Raw genomic sequence first — 15,499 nt, 5'->3', positions numbered from 1 at the left:
TACATTCCAACCAGAATTACGCTCGAGCTTATAAGCATCAATTTAAAATCGGTCTTGCAAAGAGCACTATCCAAGATACAAAACGTTACCTTAAAGTGATTATTTTTTTTGGGAGAAGAGAGGAATTATATACAACAGATTTAAAGTCGCACGTTTACAGTGCGACTTTTGTTTTGTTAAAAACTGGCAATTCTCATGCTGTCAAGCAGAAATAGTGTAATTTAATTACAAAATCATATAGTTATGAAAACTATGCTCACGCTTTTATTTATAGGAATTCTAGCAGCTTCCTGCAATACAACTAAAATTGCCAATAAAACAGATCCTCAAACGTCCTCCAGGGTTCAAGACACGGTCAGAATAGCGAATGATTCTTTAGAATACGAGATTCTCATTATTGAACCGGGTTTTAATTCTTGGCTAGCTTCTCGAGCGAAACCTGAAGGCTTCTATTCTCAAGAGTATTTAGAAAGCAGAAATAGAATCTACGTATCAGAATGGAATAGCCGTGTTATTCAACCACAACGTTACCCAAGTCATTTGTACGAGCTTCAAATTGATTACCAACCATCTATAGATTACGGTTATGACGTCAACTATAAACTATACAACTATTTTATATATTTTCAATTGACCTACAAACAAAGATTAGGACCTTTTGAACCTCGAATTTAGCAGAATTAAAGTATCTTTGCACCGCAAATAGGTGTGATGGAGAATTTTAAAAAAAATTGGCAAATACAACAGAACTGGCAGTTACTTTTTCCATTTCTTGGTCTTCTCATCCTTGGATTTTCTTCTTATAAATTAGCTGATGTGCTTGTTGGAAACATCAACCTGTTTTTAGTAATCATTCTTGCCATCGTTTTATTTTTTGTCTTTTTAAACATAACGCTATTTCTATTTAAGAAATTAGAACGCAAATGGTCTGTAGAATACCGTTGGGAAATGATACGTGTATTCATAGTTTTTGCAATAACTGGATCTTCATCGGTATTTATAGGGAAACCTATTATCGCTATGATTGGGATTACAAAAGAAAATTTTAATAGTGTTATATATTGGATTTTATATATATTCGTGGGCTTAATCTTTTATCAAATTTTATTGGTAACTTACGGTTGGCTTTTTGGCCAATTCAAGTTCTTCTGGGAATTTGAGAAAAAAATGTTGCGCAGATTTGGGCTGGAACGGTTTTTAAACTAATGAATTTCTTAAGACAACATATCATTTTCAAAGGTCTGACACTTATTTTAGTGTTGGCATTTTTGCTGCCTTCTGCGGTTAAGGCCATGCATGTTTTTGAAGAGCACCAACATGAAATATGTCTAGGTGAGATAGATGCGCATATTCACAATTATGATGTAGATTGCGAGTTCTATAAATTCAAATTGAACAGTCCTTTTACCATTCCTGAAAACAGTATTTTAGTTCTTAACTTTCCGCAAATTGAGAGCACCATTCCAACGCATTATTCATTTTTAAGTGAATTTCAGACCCTTCATTTTTCACTTCGAGGTCCTCCTGTAATTAATTTAACCTAGGTTTTCTGAATGCTATTCAGAGTAAAATCATCTTAAATTAATTACTATACATCTATGAATAAATTATGCTACCTATTGCTATTTTTAGCAATACCAACCGTCTACGCTCAAAATACACTAAAAGGAAATGTTGTAGATAAGAACACCAATGAACCTTTAATTTTCGCCAATGTTTACGTGCCTCAACTCGAAAAGGGCACTACTTCTGATGAGGCGGGAAACTACTCAATGCCGAATATTCCTAATGGCACTTATAAAGTTATTGTTTCGACCATTGGCTACGAAACATTTTCCAGAAGCATCACCTTTCCTTATACCGCAGCTTTTGATGTTCAACTCATTCCTTCGGCTATAGAAATGGAAGAAATAATCATTTCAACCCCATTCCACAAATTACAAAGTGAAAACGTAATGAAGGTCGAACGTGAAACTGTTGCCAATTTAAAAGCAAAAGGAGCTGTCACCCTGGCGGACGGGATCACATCTATTGCGGGCGTTGAAAGCGTCACTACTGGCGTAAGCATCGGAAAACCAGTCATTAGAGGCTTAAGCTCCAATCGTGTATTGGTTTACGCCCAAGGTGTCCGATTGGAAAATCAGCAGTTTGGAGATGAACATGGACTCGGTCTTAGCGATTCGGGTATTGAAAGTATTGAAGTTATTAAAGGTCCCGCTTCACTTCTTTATGGTAGTGATGCACTTGGAGGGGTTTTATATCTAAATCCTGAAAGATTCGCCCAAGCCCATAACAATCAGGCCGATGCCAGTTATAATTATTTTAGCAATACTGAAGGATTCAACACTAATGCAGGTTATAAAGCTTCAGGAGAGCATTTTAAATTTCTTTTTCGAGGCAGTATTGCGGAACACGCTGATTATGAAACCGCCGATTACAGGGTGACCAATACCCGATTTAGAGAGCAAGATTTGAAAGCCGGATTGGGGTACCAAATCCGAAAGTTTAAGACAGAATTGCGTTATAATGTCAATAATTCGAAGCTTGGCATCCCTGAAACAATTGGAGAACAAACTACTCAAAAGACACCGTTATTGCCTTTCCAAGAAGTGACAAACCATGTGTTGAGTTCTAAATCGACGGTATTTTTTGACGGTTCAAGCTTGGATATTAATTTAGGCTTGCTGTACAATGATCGAAAAGAATTTGAAGCTCCGCACCATCATGAAGATGAAGAAGATCATGACGACCATGAAGATGATGATGAAGCCCCCGAGGAGGATGAACATTTAGAAGCGGCCCTTCAGATGAAATTGAAAACCTTTAATTATGATGTAAAATACAATTTGCCTACCTTAGGTAAGTTTGAAACCATTGTAGGTCTTCAGGGAATGAGCCAAAGCAATACCAATTACGCAGAAGAACAACTGATTCCGGACGCTACGACTTCAGACATAGGCGTTTTAGCCACATCACACATTCATTTTGAGAAGGCAGATATTCAAATTGGAGCCCGATATGACTATCGGAGTATTGATGTTTATTCTGGCATTCAGAAAAATTTCTCAAGCTTTAACGGCGCCGCCGGAATTAAAACAAATCTCGCAAAAAAAATAACCACAAGATTAAATTTAGCTTCAGGCTACCGAGCTCCCAATTTGGCTGAACTCACGTCTAATGGCACCCACGAAGGCACCAATAGATACGAAATCGGAAATGATCAATTAAAAAACGAACAAAACTTCCAAGCGGATTTGGCCTTGGAATACAAAAATGAACACATTGAAATCTTTGCCAATGCGTTTTATAATAAAGTTAATAATTATATTTTCCTGTCACCAAATGGAGAACTTATCCAGAATACTCCAGTTTATGACTATTTGCAGGCGGACGCCAATCTTTATGGTGGAGAAATTGGGGTACACTTCCATCCGCATCCTTTAGATTGGTTACACGTGGAGAGTAGTTATGAGACCGTTACCGGAAAACAGGATAATCAGCGTTATTTGCCGCTGATTCCCGCCAATAGTTGGACCAATACTTTACGGGTAGAATTCAACCCAAAAGTTGTGCGTAATTTTTATGGTTTTGTTAGGTTAAAAACAACCTTTAAACAATCGAACATCGGTGACTTTGAAACGTCTACCAATGGCTATTCCCTTTTAGGAGCTGGTTTAGGAGGTGTTGTAACTTTATTTAAAAATGATTTAGATGTGAAAATTTCGGGAAGTAATCTGACTGATAAAACCTATATCAATCATTTATCACGCCTAAAACCGGACGGAATTTTTAATATGGGACGCAATATAAATATTGGATTAACCTATATTCTTTAAAATTTAAAATCCCTTTCAAATTTGAAAGGGATTTTTTTTTATTTAATGGTTATCGTTTTTGGTTTCTTGGCAAACACATAGGTGTAAAACCACATAATTGTAAATGACGGTATCACATCAAAGCCAGGCAGAATCTCTTCAATAAATGAAAACATTCCCGCTACCCTACCTTTTCTGCCCGCATATAATTTGGTCATCAAATATCCTGAAAGAGGAGCCCAGATAATATCAATAAAAGTGATCATTCCTATAGCATCTAACACGATCCCTAAAACTAACTTCTGATTTTTACTTAAGTTATCTAAATTCATGGTATAATTTTTAATTCGTTTTTATAATACAAATAATATACCAAAAAATTATTTTTGATCAATTTACACAATCGTTGGACTTTCAATTTATTAAGATTCGCCATGAATTTTGAGAACATATAAACCAAATCAAAATTGTACAGCAAAAAACAAAATGCTAACTTGCCTTTCATTTTTTAATCTATGATAAAAGCGACCAATATTCACAAATATTACAATGATCTACACGTATTAAAAGGGGTTGATCTCAATATCCAAAACAGTGAAATAGTTTCTATTGTTGGCGCTTCTGGTGCCGGCAAAACAACATTGCTACATATTTTGGGAACTTTAGATAGAGCCTCAAGTAAAGACCAGGGCAGTTTGCAGATCAACGATGTAGATATTATGGCGCTTTCAGATAAGAACTTGGCTAAATTTAGAAATGAGCATATTGGTTTTATTTTTCAGTTTCACCAATTGCTGCCTGAGTTTACAGCGTTAGAAAATGTATGTCTTCCTGCATTTATCAAGAAAACACCAAAAGAACACGCAGAGAAACGCGCTAAGGAATTGTTAGATTTTTTAGGCTTGGGCCATCGGTACGATCATAAACCCGGTGAGCTATCAGGAGGCGAACAGCAGCGTGTCGCAGTAGCTAGAGCCCTAATTAATAATCCTGAATTGATATTTGCCGATGAACCTTCGGGGAATTTAGATAGTGAAAGTGCTGAAAATCTTCACAATCTATTTTTTAAACTCCGCGACCAATTTGGCCAAACCTTCGTTATAGTAACCCATAACGAAGAATTGGCAGATATGGCCGACAGAAAATTGGTAATGGTGGATGGTAATATCGTTTAATTCTCTTGCTTCACACTAGGAATTGTATCCACAATGCGGTCAATCAATCTACTGATTACACCACCTACGTCATGTCCACTTTTATAAAGAGGCACATTACCTAAGACGTTATCAAAATTAGTAATTGAACTACTCACAACATTTAATGTTGAGTCTACGAGATCATCTGTGTTTTCCATTGTCTTCTAGTTTTCGGTTATCTTGAAATTGTTTTAAATCAGCAATAGCATCCTTGCCCAATTTGGTGCCAACACCAATGGCAAAAAGTGCAACAACTGACTTCAATCCAAACTTTAAAAGTGATTTCATGAGCATGTTATTTTGAAAGATTTTGGTCTAAATTAAGTAATTTAATGCAGTCAAAAAACATAAAACTGTTTTGAGTTTAAAATTGTATTGATTGCGTCAAACAGAGGTCTCTTATAGGAATTTTATTGCTTTCTACTGTTCATGGCAAGAAAATTGCTAAGGTTATAGACCTACTATAACAATGAAAAATTCCATCACCATTGAATATACCACAACTCAAAGAATTTTTAGACCTCAAGGTCACCACCTATAATCATCCGCGCTTTATTGAAAGTGACCCGATTCTGATTCCGCATCAATTTTCAAAAAAAGAAGATATAGAAATATCCGGTTTCTTAACTGCTACTATTTCTTGGGGAAACCGTAAAAGCATTATTACCAATGCCCATAAAATGATGCAAATGCTCGACCATGCACCCTATGAATTTGTGATGCAGCATCAAAAATCAGATTTAGAAAAATTGCGCAGCTTTGTACACCGGACCTTTAATGAAGATGATTTCATCCAATTTATTAAAAGTATGAATCATATTTACACCCAATACGGCGGACTGGAGGCTATTTTTTCTAAAAACACGGAAGAATTCTCTACCCAACACGCCATTCACCATTTTAAGAAGCATTTCTTCGAAATTGAGCACCTCCAACGCACACAAAAACATGTGAGTGATCCTTTAAGAAATTCAGCGGCTAAACGCATCAATATGTTTTTAAGATGGATGGTTAGAAATGACAACAATGGTGTAGACTTCGGGATTTGGAAGACTCTGTCACCCGCACAACTATCTTGCCCATTGGATGTGCACTCCGGAAACGTTGCACGCGCTTTAGGTTTATTAAAACGCACTCAAAATGATGCTAAGGCCTTAGCGGAACTGGACCAAGCGTTGCGAAAATTAGATAAAGATGATCCGGTAAAATACGATTACGCCTTATTTGGGTTAGGAGTCTTTGAAGACTTTTCCAAAACTTTAAATCTAAAAAGTTAATTTTTTTAATAATATCCAAGAAACGATACAATGGAAATTCCTAAATTACCTTCAAATGAACAAGAGCGCCTTGAGATTCTTAAGGAATATCATTTATTGGACACTTCTCCGGAAGTCGATTATGACAATATTACCAAATTGATTTCTACAATTTGTGAAGTGCCTATTGCTTTAATTACCATCTTAGACAAAGATCGAAATTTTTTTAAAGCACATTCTGGCATTTCACTGCAAGAATCACCAAGAGAGATTTCTTTTTGCGGACATGCAATACTATCAGATGAACCTGTTTTTATAATTAAAGATGCGCGCTTAGATAAACGTTTTATCAATAACCCATTTATTGATAGCGAAAACACTGTGTTTTATGCTGGTGTTTCTTTAGTAAATCCCGAAGGTTATGTACTGGGAACACTTTGTGTGTTTGATTATCAGCCCCGGACACTAAGCGAAATACAAAAAGATGCTCTAATTATTTTAGGAAAGCAGGTGGTGACTTCGATGGAACTTCGACGTCAGAATTACAAATTGGAATCAGCCAAGAAACAGCTCACTACCCATAATCAGGAGCTGAAAAAATTTGCCAGTCATGTTTCTCACGACTTGAAGTCGCCATTGGCCAATATCATCTCCTTGACGCAGCTTTTAAAAGAAGATTTGGAGGATAAAATTTCAAGTAGCGCCGAGGAGTACCTTTTTTATATTAATGAGTCTGCCCTGATCCTTAAAGATTATATTGACGGTATTTTGCTCCATTATAAAGCCGACGAATTATTAAAGGCTAAAAAGCAGGATGTTCAGCTTTCTGAACTTTGCGAGGATCTTAAGCAACTGCTGCTATTACAATCAGATGCACTGCTTTGCCACGCAACAGAGACTATTAAAAACATCAACAAACCTGCTTTAACCCAAATTCTGATCAATTTGGTGGATAATGCCCTAAAGTATAATGACAAGGTGAAACGGACACTTCACATGACTTATACTTCGCTCTCCGAATTTCACGAATTTTCTGTAACAGACAATGGCATCGGGATTGCTGAAAATCAGCAAGAAATGATTTTCCAATTATTCAAATCCATTCCTCTTAAAAACAACAAAAAGCCAAGTACGGGAATCGGGTTGAATACCATAAAAAATCTCGTGGCTCAATTAGGCGGAGATATTAAGGTTAGCTCCCAGCTGGGTCAAGGCAGTAATTTCACCTTCACCATTGCAAAATAAGTTCTGCTTTTAGTGCTTAAACCAGGTATAGAAGCATGAACTTTTGGTCGTTAAACTATATTTTTACAAAAACAGACATTCAATTTTTTAACACATTTTAAAAGGTCATCCAAGAAATCGTTTTATCTTTAAAGGTTCAAATTCTAACCAAATGAAAAACCTTTTTTTACTGATTGCTACGGTTTCTACGAGTCTGCTCTTTTCACAAGATATAAAGATACCTTTAGACACCATGGTAGTGACCAACCACGCTATTAACATTAATGGTCAAAACCTTTCTTACCAAGCCATTGCAGGCACCCAGCCCATTTGGAACGAGAAAGGAGAACCAACCGCAACTCTATTTTATACCTATTATAGAAAAAGTAACAGTGAAAAAGAAAAACGTCCTATCATTTTTTCGTTTAATGGTGGCCCTGGCTCCGCATCTGCTTGGATGCATATCGCCTATACCGGACCGGTCATTTTAAATATGGATGATGAAGGATATCCTGTACAACCCTACGGCGTAAAGGACAATCCGAATTCCATCTTAGACGTGGCCGATATTGTATTTATAGATCCAGTGAACACTGGATATTCGCGAATGGTAGAAGACAAGGACGGTAAATTGCCAGATCGGAAGTCGTTTTTCGGTATTAATGCGGATATCAGATATCTGGCAGAATGGATGAATACCTTTGTCACTCGAAATAACCGATGGGAATCTCCAAAATATTTAATTGGTGAAAGTTATGGTGGTCCAAGAGTAATGGGTTTATCTCGCGAATTGCAAAATAGCCAGTGGATGTATTTAAATGGCGTGATTTTAGTATCTCCTGCCGATTATAAAATCTACTCTACGGATCAGCCAATTTATTCAGCACTAAATCTGCCTTATTTTACTGCGGCAGCTTGGTATCAAAAAGCACTTTCCCCTGCCCTACAGCAAAAAGATTTATTAGATATTTTACCTGAAGTGGAAGCCTATACCATCGATAAAGTGATGCCTGCAATTGCTAAGGGTGGTTTTATTTCTGAGGCAGAAAGAAATGAAGTGGCTGAAAAAATGAGTTTATACTCGGGCTTGGACAAAGCTGCTATTATAGATCATAATTTAAACGTGCCTACCAACTTTTTCTGGAAGGAATTGCGTCGTGATGACGGGTATACTATAGGAAGATTAGATTCCCGATACTTAGGTATCGACAAAATGACCGCTGGGGACAGGCCTGATTATAATGCCGAGTTAACCTCCTGGCTGCACTCTTTTACACCTGCCATCAATTATTACATTAGAGAAGAATTAAAGTTTAAAACGGACATTAAATACAATATGTTTGGTGATGTGCATCCTTGGGACCGCCAAAATGATAATACTAGAGACGGTTTACGCCAAGCAATGGCCCAAAATCCGTTTTTAAAGGTGTTGGTGCAATCAGGATATTATGACGGGGCAACGACCTATTTCGCTGCAAAATATACTGTAGGACAAATGGATCCGAGCGGACGCATGAAAGACCGCGTGTCATTTAAAGGCTACAGAAGCGGCCATATGATGTATTTAAGAAAAGAAGATTTGAAGTTGGCCACGGATGATATCAGACAATTTATCAAGGATTCTGATTCTAAAGGGAAACCTGCCAAATACTAAACTCATAATTCACTCATTAAAAATTGCCTGATGACACCAATCGTCAGGCTTTTTTATATTTTAGCAGGATGTCACCACCCTTAATTAGCATATTAACCCCTTTTAAAAACAGTTCGTTATTTCTGGAAGACTGCATTGCATCTATCAGGAATCAAAGTTACACCCATTGGGAATTGCTGATCGTCGATGATCATTCTACAGATGAGAGTTTTAAAATAGTCTCAGAAATCGCAAAAGACGAGCCCCGCATAAAACTGTTTAAAAATTCTGGTCAGGGCATTATTAATGCCCTTAAACTCGCTTTTAAAAGCAGTTCTGGAGCTTACATCACTCGGATGGATAGTGATGATCTTATGACGCCTCATAAGTTGGACCTCATGGTGGCCGATTTAGAAGCGGCTAAGATAGGTCATGTAGCATTGGGCCTGGTATCTTACTTTTCTGAATATGATCTTGGTGACGGCTATCAGATGTACGAGAAATGGCTCAACGGCTTAACATCAGAGGGGAACAATTATTCAGAAATCTACAAAGAGTGTGTGATCCCCTCCCCCTGCTGGATGGTGCATCGAGAGGATTTAATAGCTTGTGGCGCATTTGATAGCCCCGTTTATCCTGAAGATTATGATTTAGCCTTTCGGTTCTATAAACATGGGTTAAAATGTATTCCGAGCAAGAACCTGCTGCATTTATGGAGAGATTATAGCAATAGAACCTCACGTACGGACTCTAATTATGCTGACAACCATTTTTTGAGATTGAAATTACACTACTTTTTTGATCTCGATAGACGCCCGCAACAACCTTTAGTCCTTTGGGGAGCGGGGTTTAAGGGAAAGTTTTGTGCGAAATATTTAAAAAAACTAAACCATCCATTTCTGTGGATTTGCAATAATCCGAAGAAAATTGGGAAGCATATTTACGATATTGAACTTCACGCCGTATCAAAATTAAAGGAACTACAGCAACCCCAAGTCATCGTAACGGTAGCGAACAAAACCTCACAAAAAAGAATTGCGTCAGTGTTAGAAAATAGAGACTTAGTGAAAGCGAAAGATTATTTCTTCTTTTGTTAGCATTCTCAACTTAAAAAGGCTAAATTTCTCAAACTCAGAAGCTATTAATAGTCACGTATTTTTTATATTTGACCGACTTGTAAAAAAAGTAAAATCAGAATAGGGAATGCAGTTCAAAAATCCAGAAATTCTTTACGCGCTTCTGCTGCTGATCATTCCAATCATCATCCATTTATTTCAGCTTCGGCGGTTTAAAACAGTTCCGTTTACCAATGTCCAACTTCTCCAACACATTACCATACAAACGCGTAAGAGTTCGCAGCTAAAAAAGTGGCTGACTTTATTCACCCGCCTGCTGCTGCTAACCTGTATTATTGTGGCCTTTGCCCAACCATTTCTAACCAAGACAACCACCTTTACTGCCAAAAGCGAAACCGTCATTTATTTGGACAATTCCTTTAGCATGCAGGCAAAAGGTCCTAACGGTACCCTCTTAAATACCGCAGTTCAGGATTTGCTGGAACATCTGAACGAAGATGAACCTATTACCCTGTTCACCAATGATCGAAGTTTCTTAAATACAAGCCTTAAAGCCATCAGAAATGATATAATTCAATTAACCTTTACGTCCAACACATTGGATTATGAGGCGATGCTTTTAAAAGGTTTAAAGTCATTTTCCACGGATAAGAGCAGTAATAAAAATTTTGTGGTAATTTCTGATTTTCAGAAGAAAGACGATGCACTAACATTTCAAAAGGACAGCCTCGTCAATTATAGTCTTGTGCAACTGAAACCCGAACGTGTTGCCAACGTTAGCATTGACTCCTTATACGTCTCAAAAACAACCCCAGAAACCATAGAAGTCACGGTACAATTGCGCAATCAAGGTGATCCGATTGAAACCTTGCCCGTATCCTTATTTCAAGATGACCAACTTATGGCCAAAACTGCTGTTACTGTTGAGGCCTCTGCTGAAACTGTTTTTACGATTCCCAATAACCAAGCCTTTAAAGGCAAAATTACTATTGATGATGTACAGCTGAACTATGACAATACTTTATATTTTAATCTAGATACCCATCAGAGCATAAAAGTACTCGCCATTAATAACGCTGATGCAGCCTTTTTAGAAAAACTATATACTGCGAACGAATTCGATTTAACACTCGTTGATGTAAACCAACTGAATTATAATACGATTATTGATCAGAATTTGATCATATTAAATCAACTCAAAAGCATTCCAATTGGACTGATTACCACATTACAGGCATTTTCGGAAGACGGCGGAAGCATATTGACTATTCCTTCAATTGAATCTAATCTAACCTCTTATAATCAACTATTTGATAATATTATATTACCTCATTATACCTCCCAAATTTCGGCTGAAAAAAGGATTACCAAAATCAATTTTTCGCACCCACTTTTAAACAGTGTTTTTGACAAAAAAGTCGATAATTTTCAATATCCAAAAGTCAATGCGTTTTACACATTTGGATCCAATGCAGGAAATGTCATTTTAAGTTATGAGGACAATACACCATTTTTAATTGAAGCCAATAAATTTTACGTCTTTACTGCGGCATTGGATGAAACAAATTCAAATTTTAAAAATTCACCCTTAATTGTTCCCGTGCTCTATAATATTGGTAGACAAAGTTTAAAATTACCGCGTCTATATTATACTGTGGGTAGTACCAATACCATCGATATCAACATCACATTACCGTCAGATGCCATTTTAAAGTTGGAGCACGGAGAAACCTCTTTAATTCCACAACAAAAAACATACAGCCATAAAGTTCAATTGACTACGGACGAATATCCTAAAGCCGCTGGAATACACGAGGTCAAAAACAAAGAAGACGTCCTTCAGCACCTCAGTTATAATTACGATCGTACTGAGAGCAACTTATCCTATTTGACCCTATCTGATGTAAAAAATAGCAGTAAAAACACTTCTGTGGCAGCGGCAATAACGGATATAAAAAGTATGACAAATGTTGATGAGCTATGGAAATGGTTTGTTATTTTTGCGATAGCTTTTTTAATTATTGAAATGCTCATCTTAAAATTCCTTAAATGAACGTACTCATAAAATCGGCTACAATAGTAGATTCCAAAAGTGATTTTCACAATGACACTTGCGACATCCTCATTGAAAAGGGCGTCATCACCCAAATTCAGAAGACCATTACAGCGCCCTCTAAAACCAAAGAGATTTCTTTAGAAAATCTTCATGTTTCCCAAGGATGGTTTGACAATAGTGTAAGTTTTGGAGAACCCGGATATGAAGAACGCGAAACTATTGCCAACGGATTAAGAACGGCTGCATTGTCTGGTTTTACGGATGTGGCCGTCAACTCCAATACCAACCCGGTTATCGATAGTTATGCGGACATCTCATTTCTTAAAGGAAAATCTCAAGACAACGCTGTTAACTTGTTTCCTATTGGCGCTTTAACCAAACATAGTGAAGGCGAAGATCTAGCAGAATTATACGATATGAAAAATGCGGGCGCCATTGCTTTTTATGATTATCAAAAGCCAATTCGCAATCCGAATCTAATGAAATTGGCTTTACAATATGCCAGTAATTTTGATGCTTTGGTGTATTCCTTTCCTCAGGAATCTCAAATTTCAGGCTTGGGGGTCATGAATGAAAATGTGATGAGCACTTCCTTGGGATTGAAAGGAAATCCTTCACTTGCCGAAGAGCTACAAATTGTACGCGATTTATTTTTATTGGAATATACGGGCGGAAAATTACACATTCCCACCATCTCTACTGCCAAGTCAGTAGAATTGATTAGAGACGCCAAAGCTAGAAAATTAGATGTGAGTTGCAGCGTGGCTATTCACAATTTAATTTTGACAGATGACGAATTAAAAACATTCAACACACGCTTTAAAGTATTGCCTCCATTACGCACAAAATCAGATTGCAATGCGCTAATTGAAGGTTTAAAAGACGGCACTATTGATATGGTGACTTCTGATCATAACCCGTTGGATATTGAACATAAAAAGATTGAATTTGATTATGCTAAAAACGGCACCATCGGTTTAGAATCGGCTTTTGGCGCATTAAATAGCATCTTTACCATAAAGAAAACAATCGAACTTTTAACCAAAGGCAAAGAACGCTACGGCCTAAATTCCACACCTATAGCCGTAGGACAAAAAGCAAAATTGACTTTATTCAATCCGTCGGAGACCTATACACTGACTAAAGACTTACTGCATTCGTCTTCAAAAAATAGTATTTTTGAAGAGCATCAATTAAAAGGAAAGGTTTACGGCATTTATTCAAATCATCAATTAGTTATAAAATAAGATGCAAAATACCACGATAAAAGAAGGGAAAACCTTGGCCATTGTCAGCTATTTCACCTTTATAGGCCTCATTATAGCCATCATCATGAATTTGGAAAAACGCAATCCCTTTACTTCCTTTCACATCCGTCAAATGCTCGGTTTGATTATGATGCTTATTTTTTCAAATCTGGTAGAAGAATACATCAATAGCTTGTTGGGTACGGCGTTTTGGATCATTACCTTTGTATCCTGGTTATTTGGGCTCTATCACGCCACTAAAGAAGAATATAAACCCATACCTGTTTTAGGCGATAAGTTTCAGGAATGGTTTAAAAATATCAATTAATTATGTCAGAACTTTCATTACATCACGTTACAAGACCTTCAATTTTAAAGGAGAACGCTCCCGTACTTATCATGCTCCATGGTTACGGAAGTGATGAAAATGATCTTTTCGGTTTCTCTTCTGAAATGCCTGAAGAATTGTTTATAATTTCAGCACGTGCACCCTACCCCATCCAACCTTACGGAAACGCTTGGTATGCCATCAATTTTGATGCGGAGATGAACAAATGGAATGACAATGAACAAGCCTTGAAATCGCGAGATTTGATCGCTAAGTTTATTGATGAAGTTGTGGCCACGTATCCCATTAACAAAAACACCATTTCTCTTTTAGGGTTTAGTCAGGGTACGATTTTGAGTTACGCAGTAGCACTTACATATCCTGAGAAAGTAAAAAACGTGATCGCTTTAAGTGGGTATATCAGTCCGGAGATGCTTCCTGATGATGTTGAAACCAAAGATTTTTCGGGTCTTGCTTTTTACTGCTCTCACGGCAGTCAAGATCAGGTAATTCCTGTAGAATGGGCACGGAAAGTGCCACAATTCCTAAATTCATTGGGCATAAAGCACACCTATAATGAGTTTCCCACAGGCCATGGTGTCGCCCCACAGAATTTTTATGAATTGAGAAGCTGGCTTAATCAGCGATTGGAAAAGTAAAATTTTTTGATAAAGAAAGATCCCTGGAAAAGACCCCTATTGAGGCTGAGCTTTGAGTTGCTCCAATTCTTTATTAAGGTGAATGATGGAATCCTTAAGCACCTGCTCTCTTTCAATTTGCTTAGTCATTTTTTCTTGATACGATTCAAAAATATTCTTTGAATTTACATATTGAAATACCATCAATAGCAAAGCAAAGATAAATGCATACATGAAGATCTTACCTTTCATAAGTTTTAAATATTTATTTGGAGGTTATCGTAAGCCAAGAAGACGTTTTTAGGCAACTTCTTTTCAACTTCATCGTGAAAACCCAACATATGGCTTACATGGGTCAAATACGCACGCTCGGGATTTACTTTTTTAATAAGTGCTAATGCTTCTTCTAAATTGAAATGCGAAATATGCTCGGTCTCCCGCAGAGCGTTGACTACTAAAACCTTCACACCTTTCAATTTCGCTACCTCTTCATCTTTAAGAGTTTTCATATCCGTTAAATAGGCAAAGTCACGAAATCTAAAACCGAACACCTGAAGCTTGTAATGCATACCGTTAATGGGCATCACGGTTAAATTTCCAATCTCAAACGGTTTATTTTCAATGCGGATGGGTGTTACCCCAGGAGCACCAGCATATTTGTTTTCGGTTTCAAAAATATAAGCAAAACGTTCTTTAAGAGCTTTGAGCACGCGGTTATGGGCATAAATAGGAATATCGCCCTGTTTAAAGTAAAAAGGCCTAATATCATCCAATCCTGCAGTATGGTCCGCATGTTCATGAGTAAAGATGACGCCATCCAATCGGGTGCATTGCGCGTTCAACATTTGCTGTCTAAAATCCGGACCGCAATCGACAACATAGGTATACCGATCCCACTCAATTAAAACGGAAACCCGTAGCCGTTTATCTTTTGGATTCTCACTTAAACATACAGGGTGAGTACTCCCTATGACTGGAATTCCTTGAGATGTACCGGTTCCTAAAAATGTTACTTTCAAAGGTGTTTTGT

The 15,499-nt window shown here is 37.2% G+C and carries 18 protein-coding genes; 14 read left to right on the top strand and 4 right to left on the bottom strand.

Annotated features, from left to right (window positions below):
* From ES711_RS16350 to ES711_RS03215, 5 genes are all read left to right on the top strand, one after another.
* On the top strand, window positions 1-215 hold a 215-nt coding region (locus ES711_RS16350; protein WP_211363043.1), incomplete at its 5' end, for a hypothetical protein.
* Window positions 216-243: 28 nt separating this feature from the next.
* A complete protein-coding gene (locus tag ES711_RS03230; protein ID WP_146889837.1) occupies window positions 244-675 on the top strand; it encodes a DUF6146 family protein in 432 nt (143 codons plus the stop codon).
* 36 nt (window positions 676-711) lie between these two features.
* The gene (locus ES711_RS03225) at window positions 712-1,206 is read left to right on the top strand and encodes a DUF6787 family protein (RefSeq protein WP_146889834.1); all 495 of its coding nucleotides are present in this window, start codon (window positions 712-714) and stop codon (window positions 1,204-1,206) included.
* The gene (locus ES711_RS03220) at window positions 1,206-1,544 is read left to right on the top strand and encodes a hypothetical protein (protein ID WP_146889832.1); all 339 of its coding nucleotides are present in this window, start codon (window positions 1,206-1,208) and stop codon (window positions 1,542-1,544) included. Before ES711_RS03225 ends, ES711_RS03220 begins: the two co-directional genes overlap by 1 nt.
* A gap of 54 nt (window positions 1,545-1,598) precedes the next feature.
* On the top strand, window positions 1,599-3,836 hold the full coding sequence (locus ES711_RS03215) for a TonB-dependent receptor (RefSeq protein ID WP_146889829.1): 2,238 nt from the start codon (window positions 1,599-1,601) through the stop codon (window positions 3,834-3,836).
* Window positions 3,837-3,874: 38 nt separating this feature from the next.
* Here the strand turns inward: ES711_RS03215 and ES711_RS03210 are convergent, their stop codons facing one another.
* The gene (locus ES711_RS03210; protein ID WP_146889826.1) at window positions 3,875-4,147 is read right to left on the bottom strand and encodes a hypothetical protein; all 273 of its coding nucleotides are present in this window, start codon (window positions 4,145-4,147) and stop codon (window positions 3,875-3,877) included.
* Window positions 4,148-4,330: 183 nt separating this feature from the next.
* On the opposite strand from ES711_RS03210, the gene ES711_RS03205 reads away from it, so the two are divergent.
* Window positions 4,331-4,990: an ABC transporter ATP-binding protein gene (locus ES711_RS03205; protein ID WP_146889823.1), complete on the top strand. Its 660-nt coding sequence runs from the start codon at window positions 4,331-4,333 to the stop codon at window positions 4,988-4,990.
* A gap of 162 nt (window positions 4,991-5,152) precedes the next feature.
* Here ES711_RS03205 and ES711_RS16240 read toward each other — a convergent pair whose 3' ends face one another.
* The gene (locus tag ES711_RS16240) at window positions 5,153-5,299 is read right to left on the bottom strand and encodes a hypothetical protein (protein ID WP_170245228.1); all 147 of its coding nucleotides are present in this window, start codon (window positions 5,297-5,299) and stop codon (window positions 5,153-5,155) included.
* A gap of 200 nt (window positions 5,300-5,499) precedes the next feature.
* On the opposite strand from ES711_RS16240, the gene ES711_RS03200 reads away from it, so the two are divergent.
* The 8 genes from ES711_RS03200 to ES711_RS03165 all read left to right on the top strand — a co-directional run bounded on the left by ES711_RS03200 (window position 5,500) and on the right by ES711_RS03165 (window position 14,490).
* Window positions 5,500-6,288 (top strand): TIGR02757 family protein, encoded by a 789-nt coding sequence (locus ES711_RS03200; RefSeq protein ID WP_146889820.1) that lies wholly within the window; start codon window positions 5,500-5,502, stop codon window positions 6,286-6,288.
* Window positions 6,289-6,318: 30 nt separating this feature from the next.
* Window positions 6,319-7,512 (top strand): sensor histidine kinase, encoded by a 1,194-nt coding sequence (locus ES711_RS03195; protein ID WP_146889818.1) that lies wholly within the window; start codon window positions 6,319-6,321, stop codon window positions 7,510-7,512.
* A gap of 151 nt (window positions 7,513-7,663) precedes the next feature.
* Entirely contained in the window at window positions 7,664-9,145 is a 1,482-nt protein-coding gene (locus ES711_RS03190; RefSeq protein WP_146889815.1) for a S10 family peptidase, read from the top strand.
* A gap of 68 nt (window positions 9,146-9,213) precedes the next feature.
* Entirely contained in the window at window positions 9,214-10,221 is a 1,008-nt protein-coding gene (locus tag ES711_RS03185) for a glycosyltransferase family 2 protein (RefSeq protein WP_146889812.1), read from the top strand.
* 106 nt (window positions 10,222-10,327) lie between these two features.
* Window positions 10,328-12,253 (top strand): BatA domain-containing protein, encoded by a 1,926-nt coding sequence (locus ES711_RS03180; protein WP_146889809.1) that lies wholly within the window; start codon window positions 10,328-10,330, stop codon window positions 12,251-12,253.
* Entirely contained in the window at window positions 12,250-13,503 is a 1,254-nt protein-coding gene (locus ES711_RS03175) for a dihydroorotase (RefSeq protein WP_146889806.1), read from the top strand. The genes ES711_RS03180 and ES711_RS03175 overlap by 4 nt, the downstream gene beginning before the upstream one ends.
* 1 nt (window position 13,504) lies before the next feature.
* A complete protein-coding gene (locus ES711_RS03170; RefSeq protein WP_146889803.1) occupies window positions 13,505-13,831 on the top strand; it encodes a DUF4870 domain-containing protein in 327 nt (108 codons plus the stop codon).
* A 2-nt stretch (window positions 13,832-13,833) separates the two neighbouring features.
* Window positions 13,834-14,490 carry an alpha/beta hydrolase gene (locus tag ES711_RS03165; protein ID WP_146889800.1) on the top strand — a complete coding sequence of 219 codons (657 nt, stop codon included), beginning with the start codon at window positions 13,834-13,836 and terminating at the stop codon, window positions 14,488-14,490.
* Between the two features lie 36 nt (window positions 14,491-14,526).
* Here ES711_RS03165 and ES711_RS03160 read toward each other — a convergent pair whose 3' ends face one another.
* Together ES711_RS03160 and ES711_RS03155 are read right to left on the bottom strand one after the other, a co-directional pair.
* Window positions 14,527-14,721: a hypothetical protein gene (locus tag ES711_RS03160; RefSeq protein ID WP_146889797.1), complete on the bottom strand. Its 195-nt coding sequence runs from the start codon at window positions 14,719-14,721 to the stop codon at window positions 14,527-14,529.
* Window positions 14,722-14,726: 5 nt separating this feature from the next.
* Window positions 14,727-15,488 (bottom strand): MBL fold metallo-hydrolase, encoded by a 762-nt coding sequence (locus tag ES711_RS03155; RefSeq protein ID WP_146889794.1) that lies wholly within the window; start codon window positions 15,486-15,488, stop codon window positions 14,727-14,729.
* Between the last annotated feature and the right edge of the window lie 11 nt (window positions 15,489-15,499).

Source organism: Gelidibacter salicanalis, assembly GCF_007997285.1.
GTDB lineage: Bacteria > Bacteroidota > Bacteroidia > Flavobacteriales > Flavobacteriaceae > Gelidibacter > Gelidibacter salicanalis.
This window is presented reverse-complemented; position numbering and strand designations above follow the sequence as displayed.

Bases quoted from the DNA above. Each gene is read 5' to 3' on its own strand.
- ES711_RS03205 (WP_146889823.1), top strand. From the start codon at position 4,331: ATGATAAAAGCGACCAATATTCACAAATATTACAATGATCTACACGTA.
- ES711_RS03170 (WP_146889803.1), top strand. From the start codon at position 13,505: ATGCAAAATACCACGATAAAAGAAGGGAAAACCTTGGCCATTGTCAGC.
- ES711_RS03165 (WP_146889800.1), top strand. From the start codon at position 13,834: ATGTCAGAACTTTCATTACATCACGTTACAAGACCTTCAATTTTAAAG.
- ES711_RS03185 (WP_146889812.1), top strand. From the start codon at position 9,214: ATGTCACCACCCTTAATTAGCATATTAACCCCTTTTAAAAACAGTTCG.
- ES711_RS03180 (WP_146889809.1), top strand. From the start codon at position 10,328: ATGCAGTTCAAAAATCCAGAAATTCTTTACGCGCTTCTGCTGCTGATC.
- ES711_RS03210 (WP_146889826.1), bottom strand. From the start codon at position 4,147: ATGAATTTAGATAACTTAAGTAAAAATCAGAAGTTAGTTTTAGGGATC.
- ES711_RS03175 (WP_146889806.1), top strand. From the start codon at position 12,250: ATGAACGTACTCATAAAATCGGCTACAATAGTAGATTCCAAAAGTGAT.
- ES711_RS03225 (WP_146889834.1), top strand. From the start codon at position 712: ATGGAGAATTTTAAAAAAAATTGGCAAATACAACAGAACTGGCAGTTA.
- ES711_RS03220 (WP_146889832.1), top strand. From the start codon at position 1,206: ATGAATTTCTTAAGACAACATATCATTTTCAAAGGTCTGACACTTATT.
- ES711_RS03230 (WP_146889837.1), top strand. From the start codon at position 244: ATGAAAACTATGCTCACGCTTTTATTTATAGGAATTCTAGCAGCTTCC.
- ES711_RS03160 (WP_146889797.1), bottom strand. From the start codon at position 14,721: ATGAAAGGTAAGATCTTCATGTATGCATTTATCTTTGCTTTGCTATTG.
- ES711_RS03190 (WP_146889815.1), top strand. From the start codon at position 7,664: ATGAAAAACCTTTTTTTACTGATTGCTACGGTTTCTACGAGTCTGCTC.
- ES711_RS16240 (WP_170245228.1), bottom strand. From the start codon at position 5,299: ATGAAATCACTTTTAAAGTTTGGATTGAAGTCAGTTGTTGCACTTTTT.
- ES711_RS03195 (WP_146889818.1), top strand. From the start codon at position 6,319: ATGGAAATTCCTAAATTACCTTCAAATGAACAAGAGCGCCTTGAGATT.
- ES711_RS03215 (WP_146889829.1), top strand. From the start codon at position 1,599: ATGAATAAATTATGCTACCTATTGCTATTTTTAGCAATACCAACCGTC.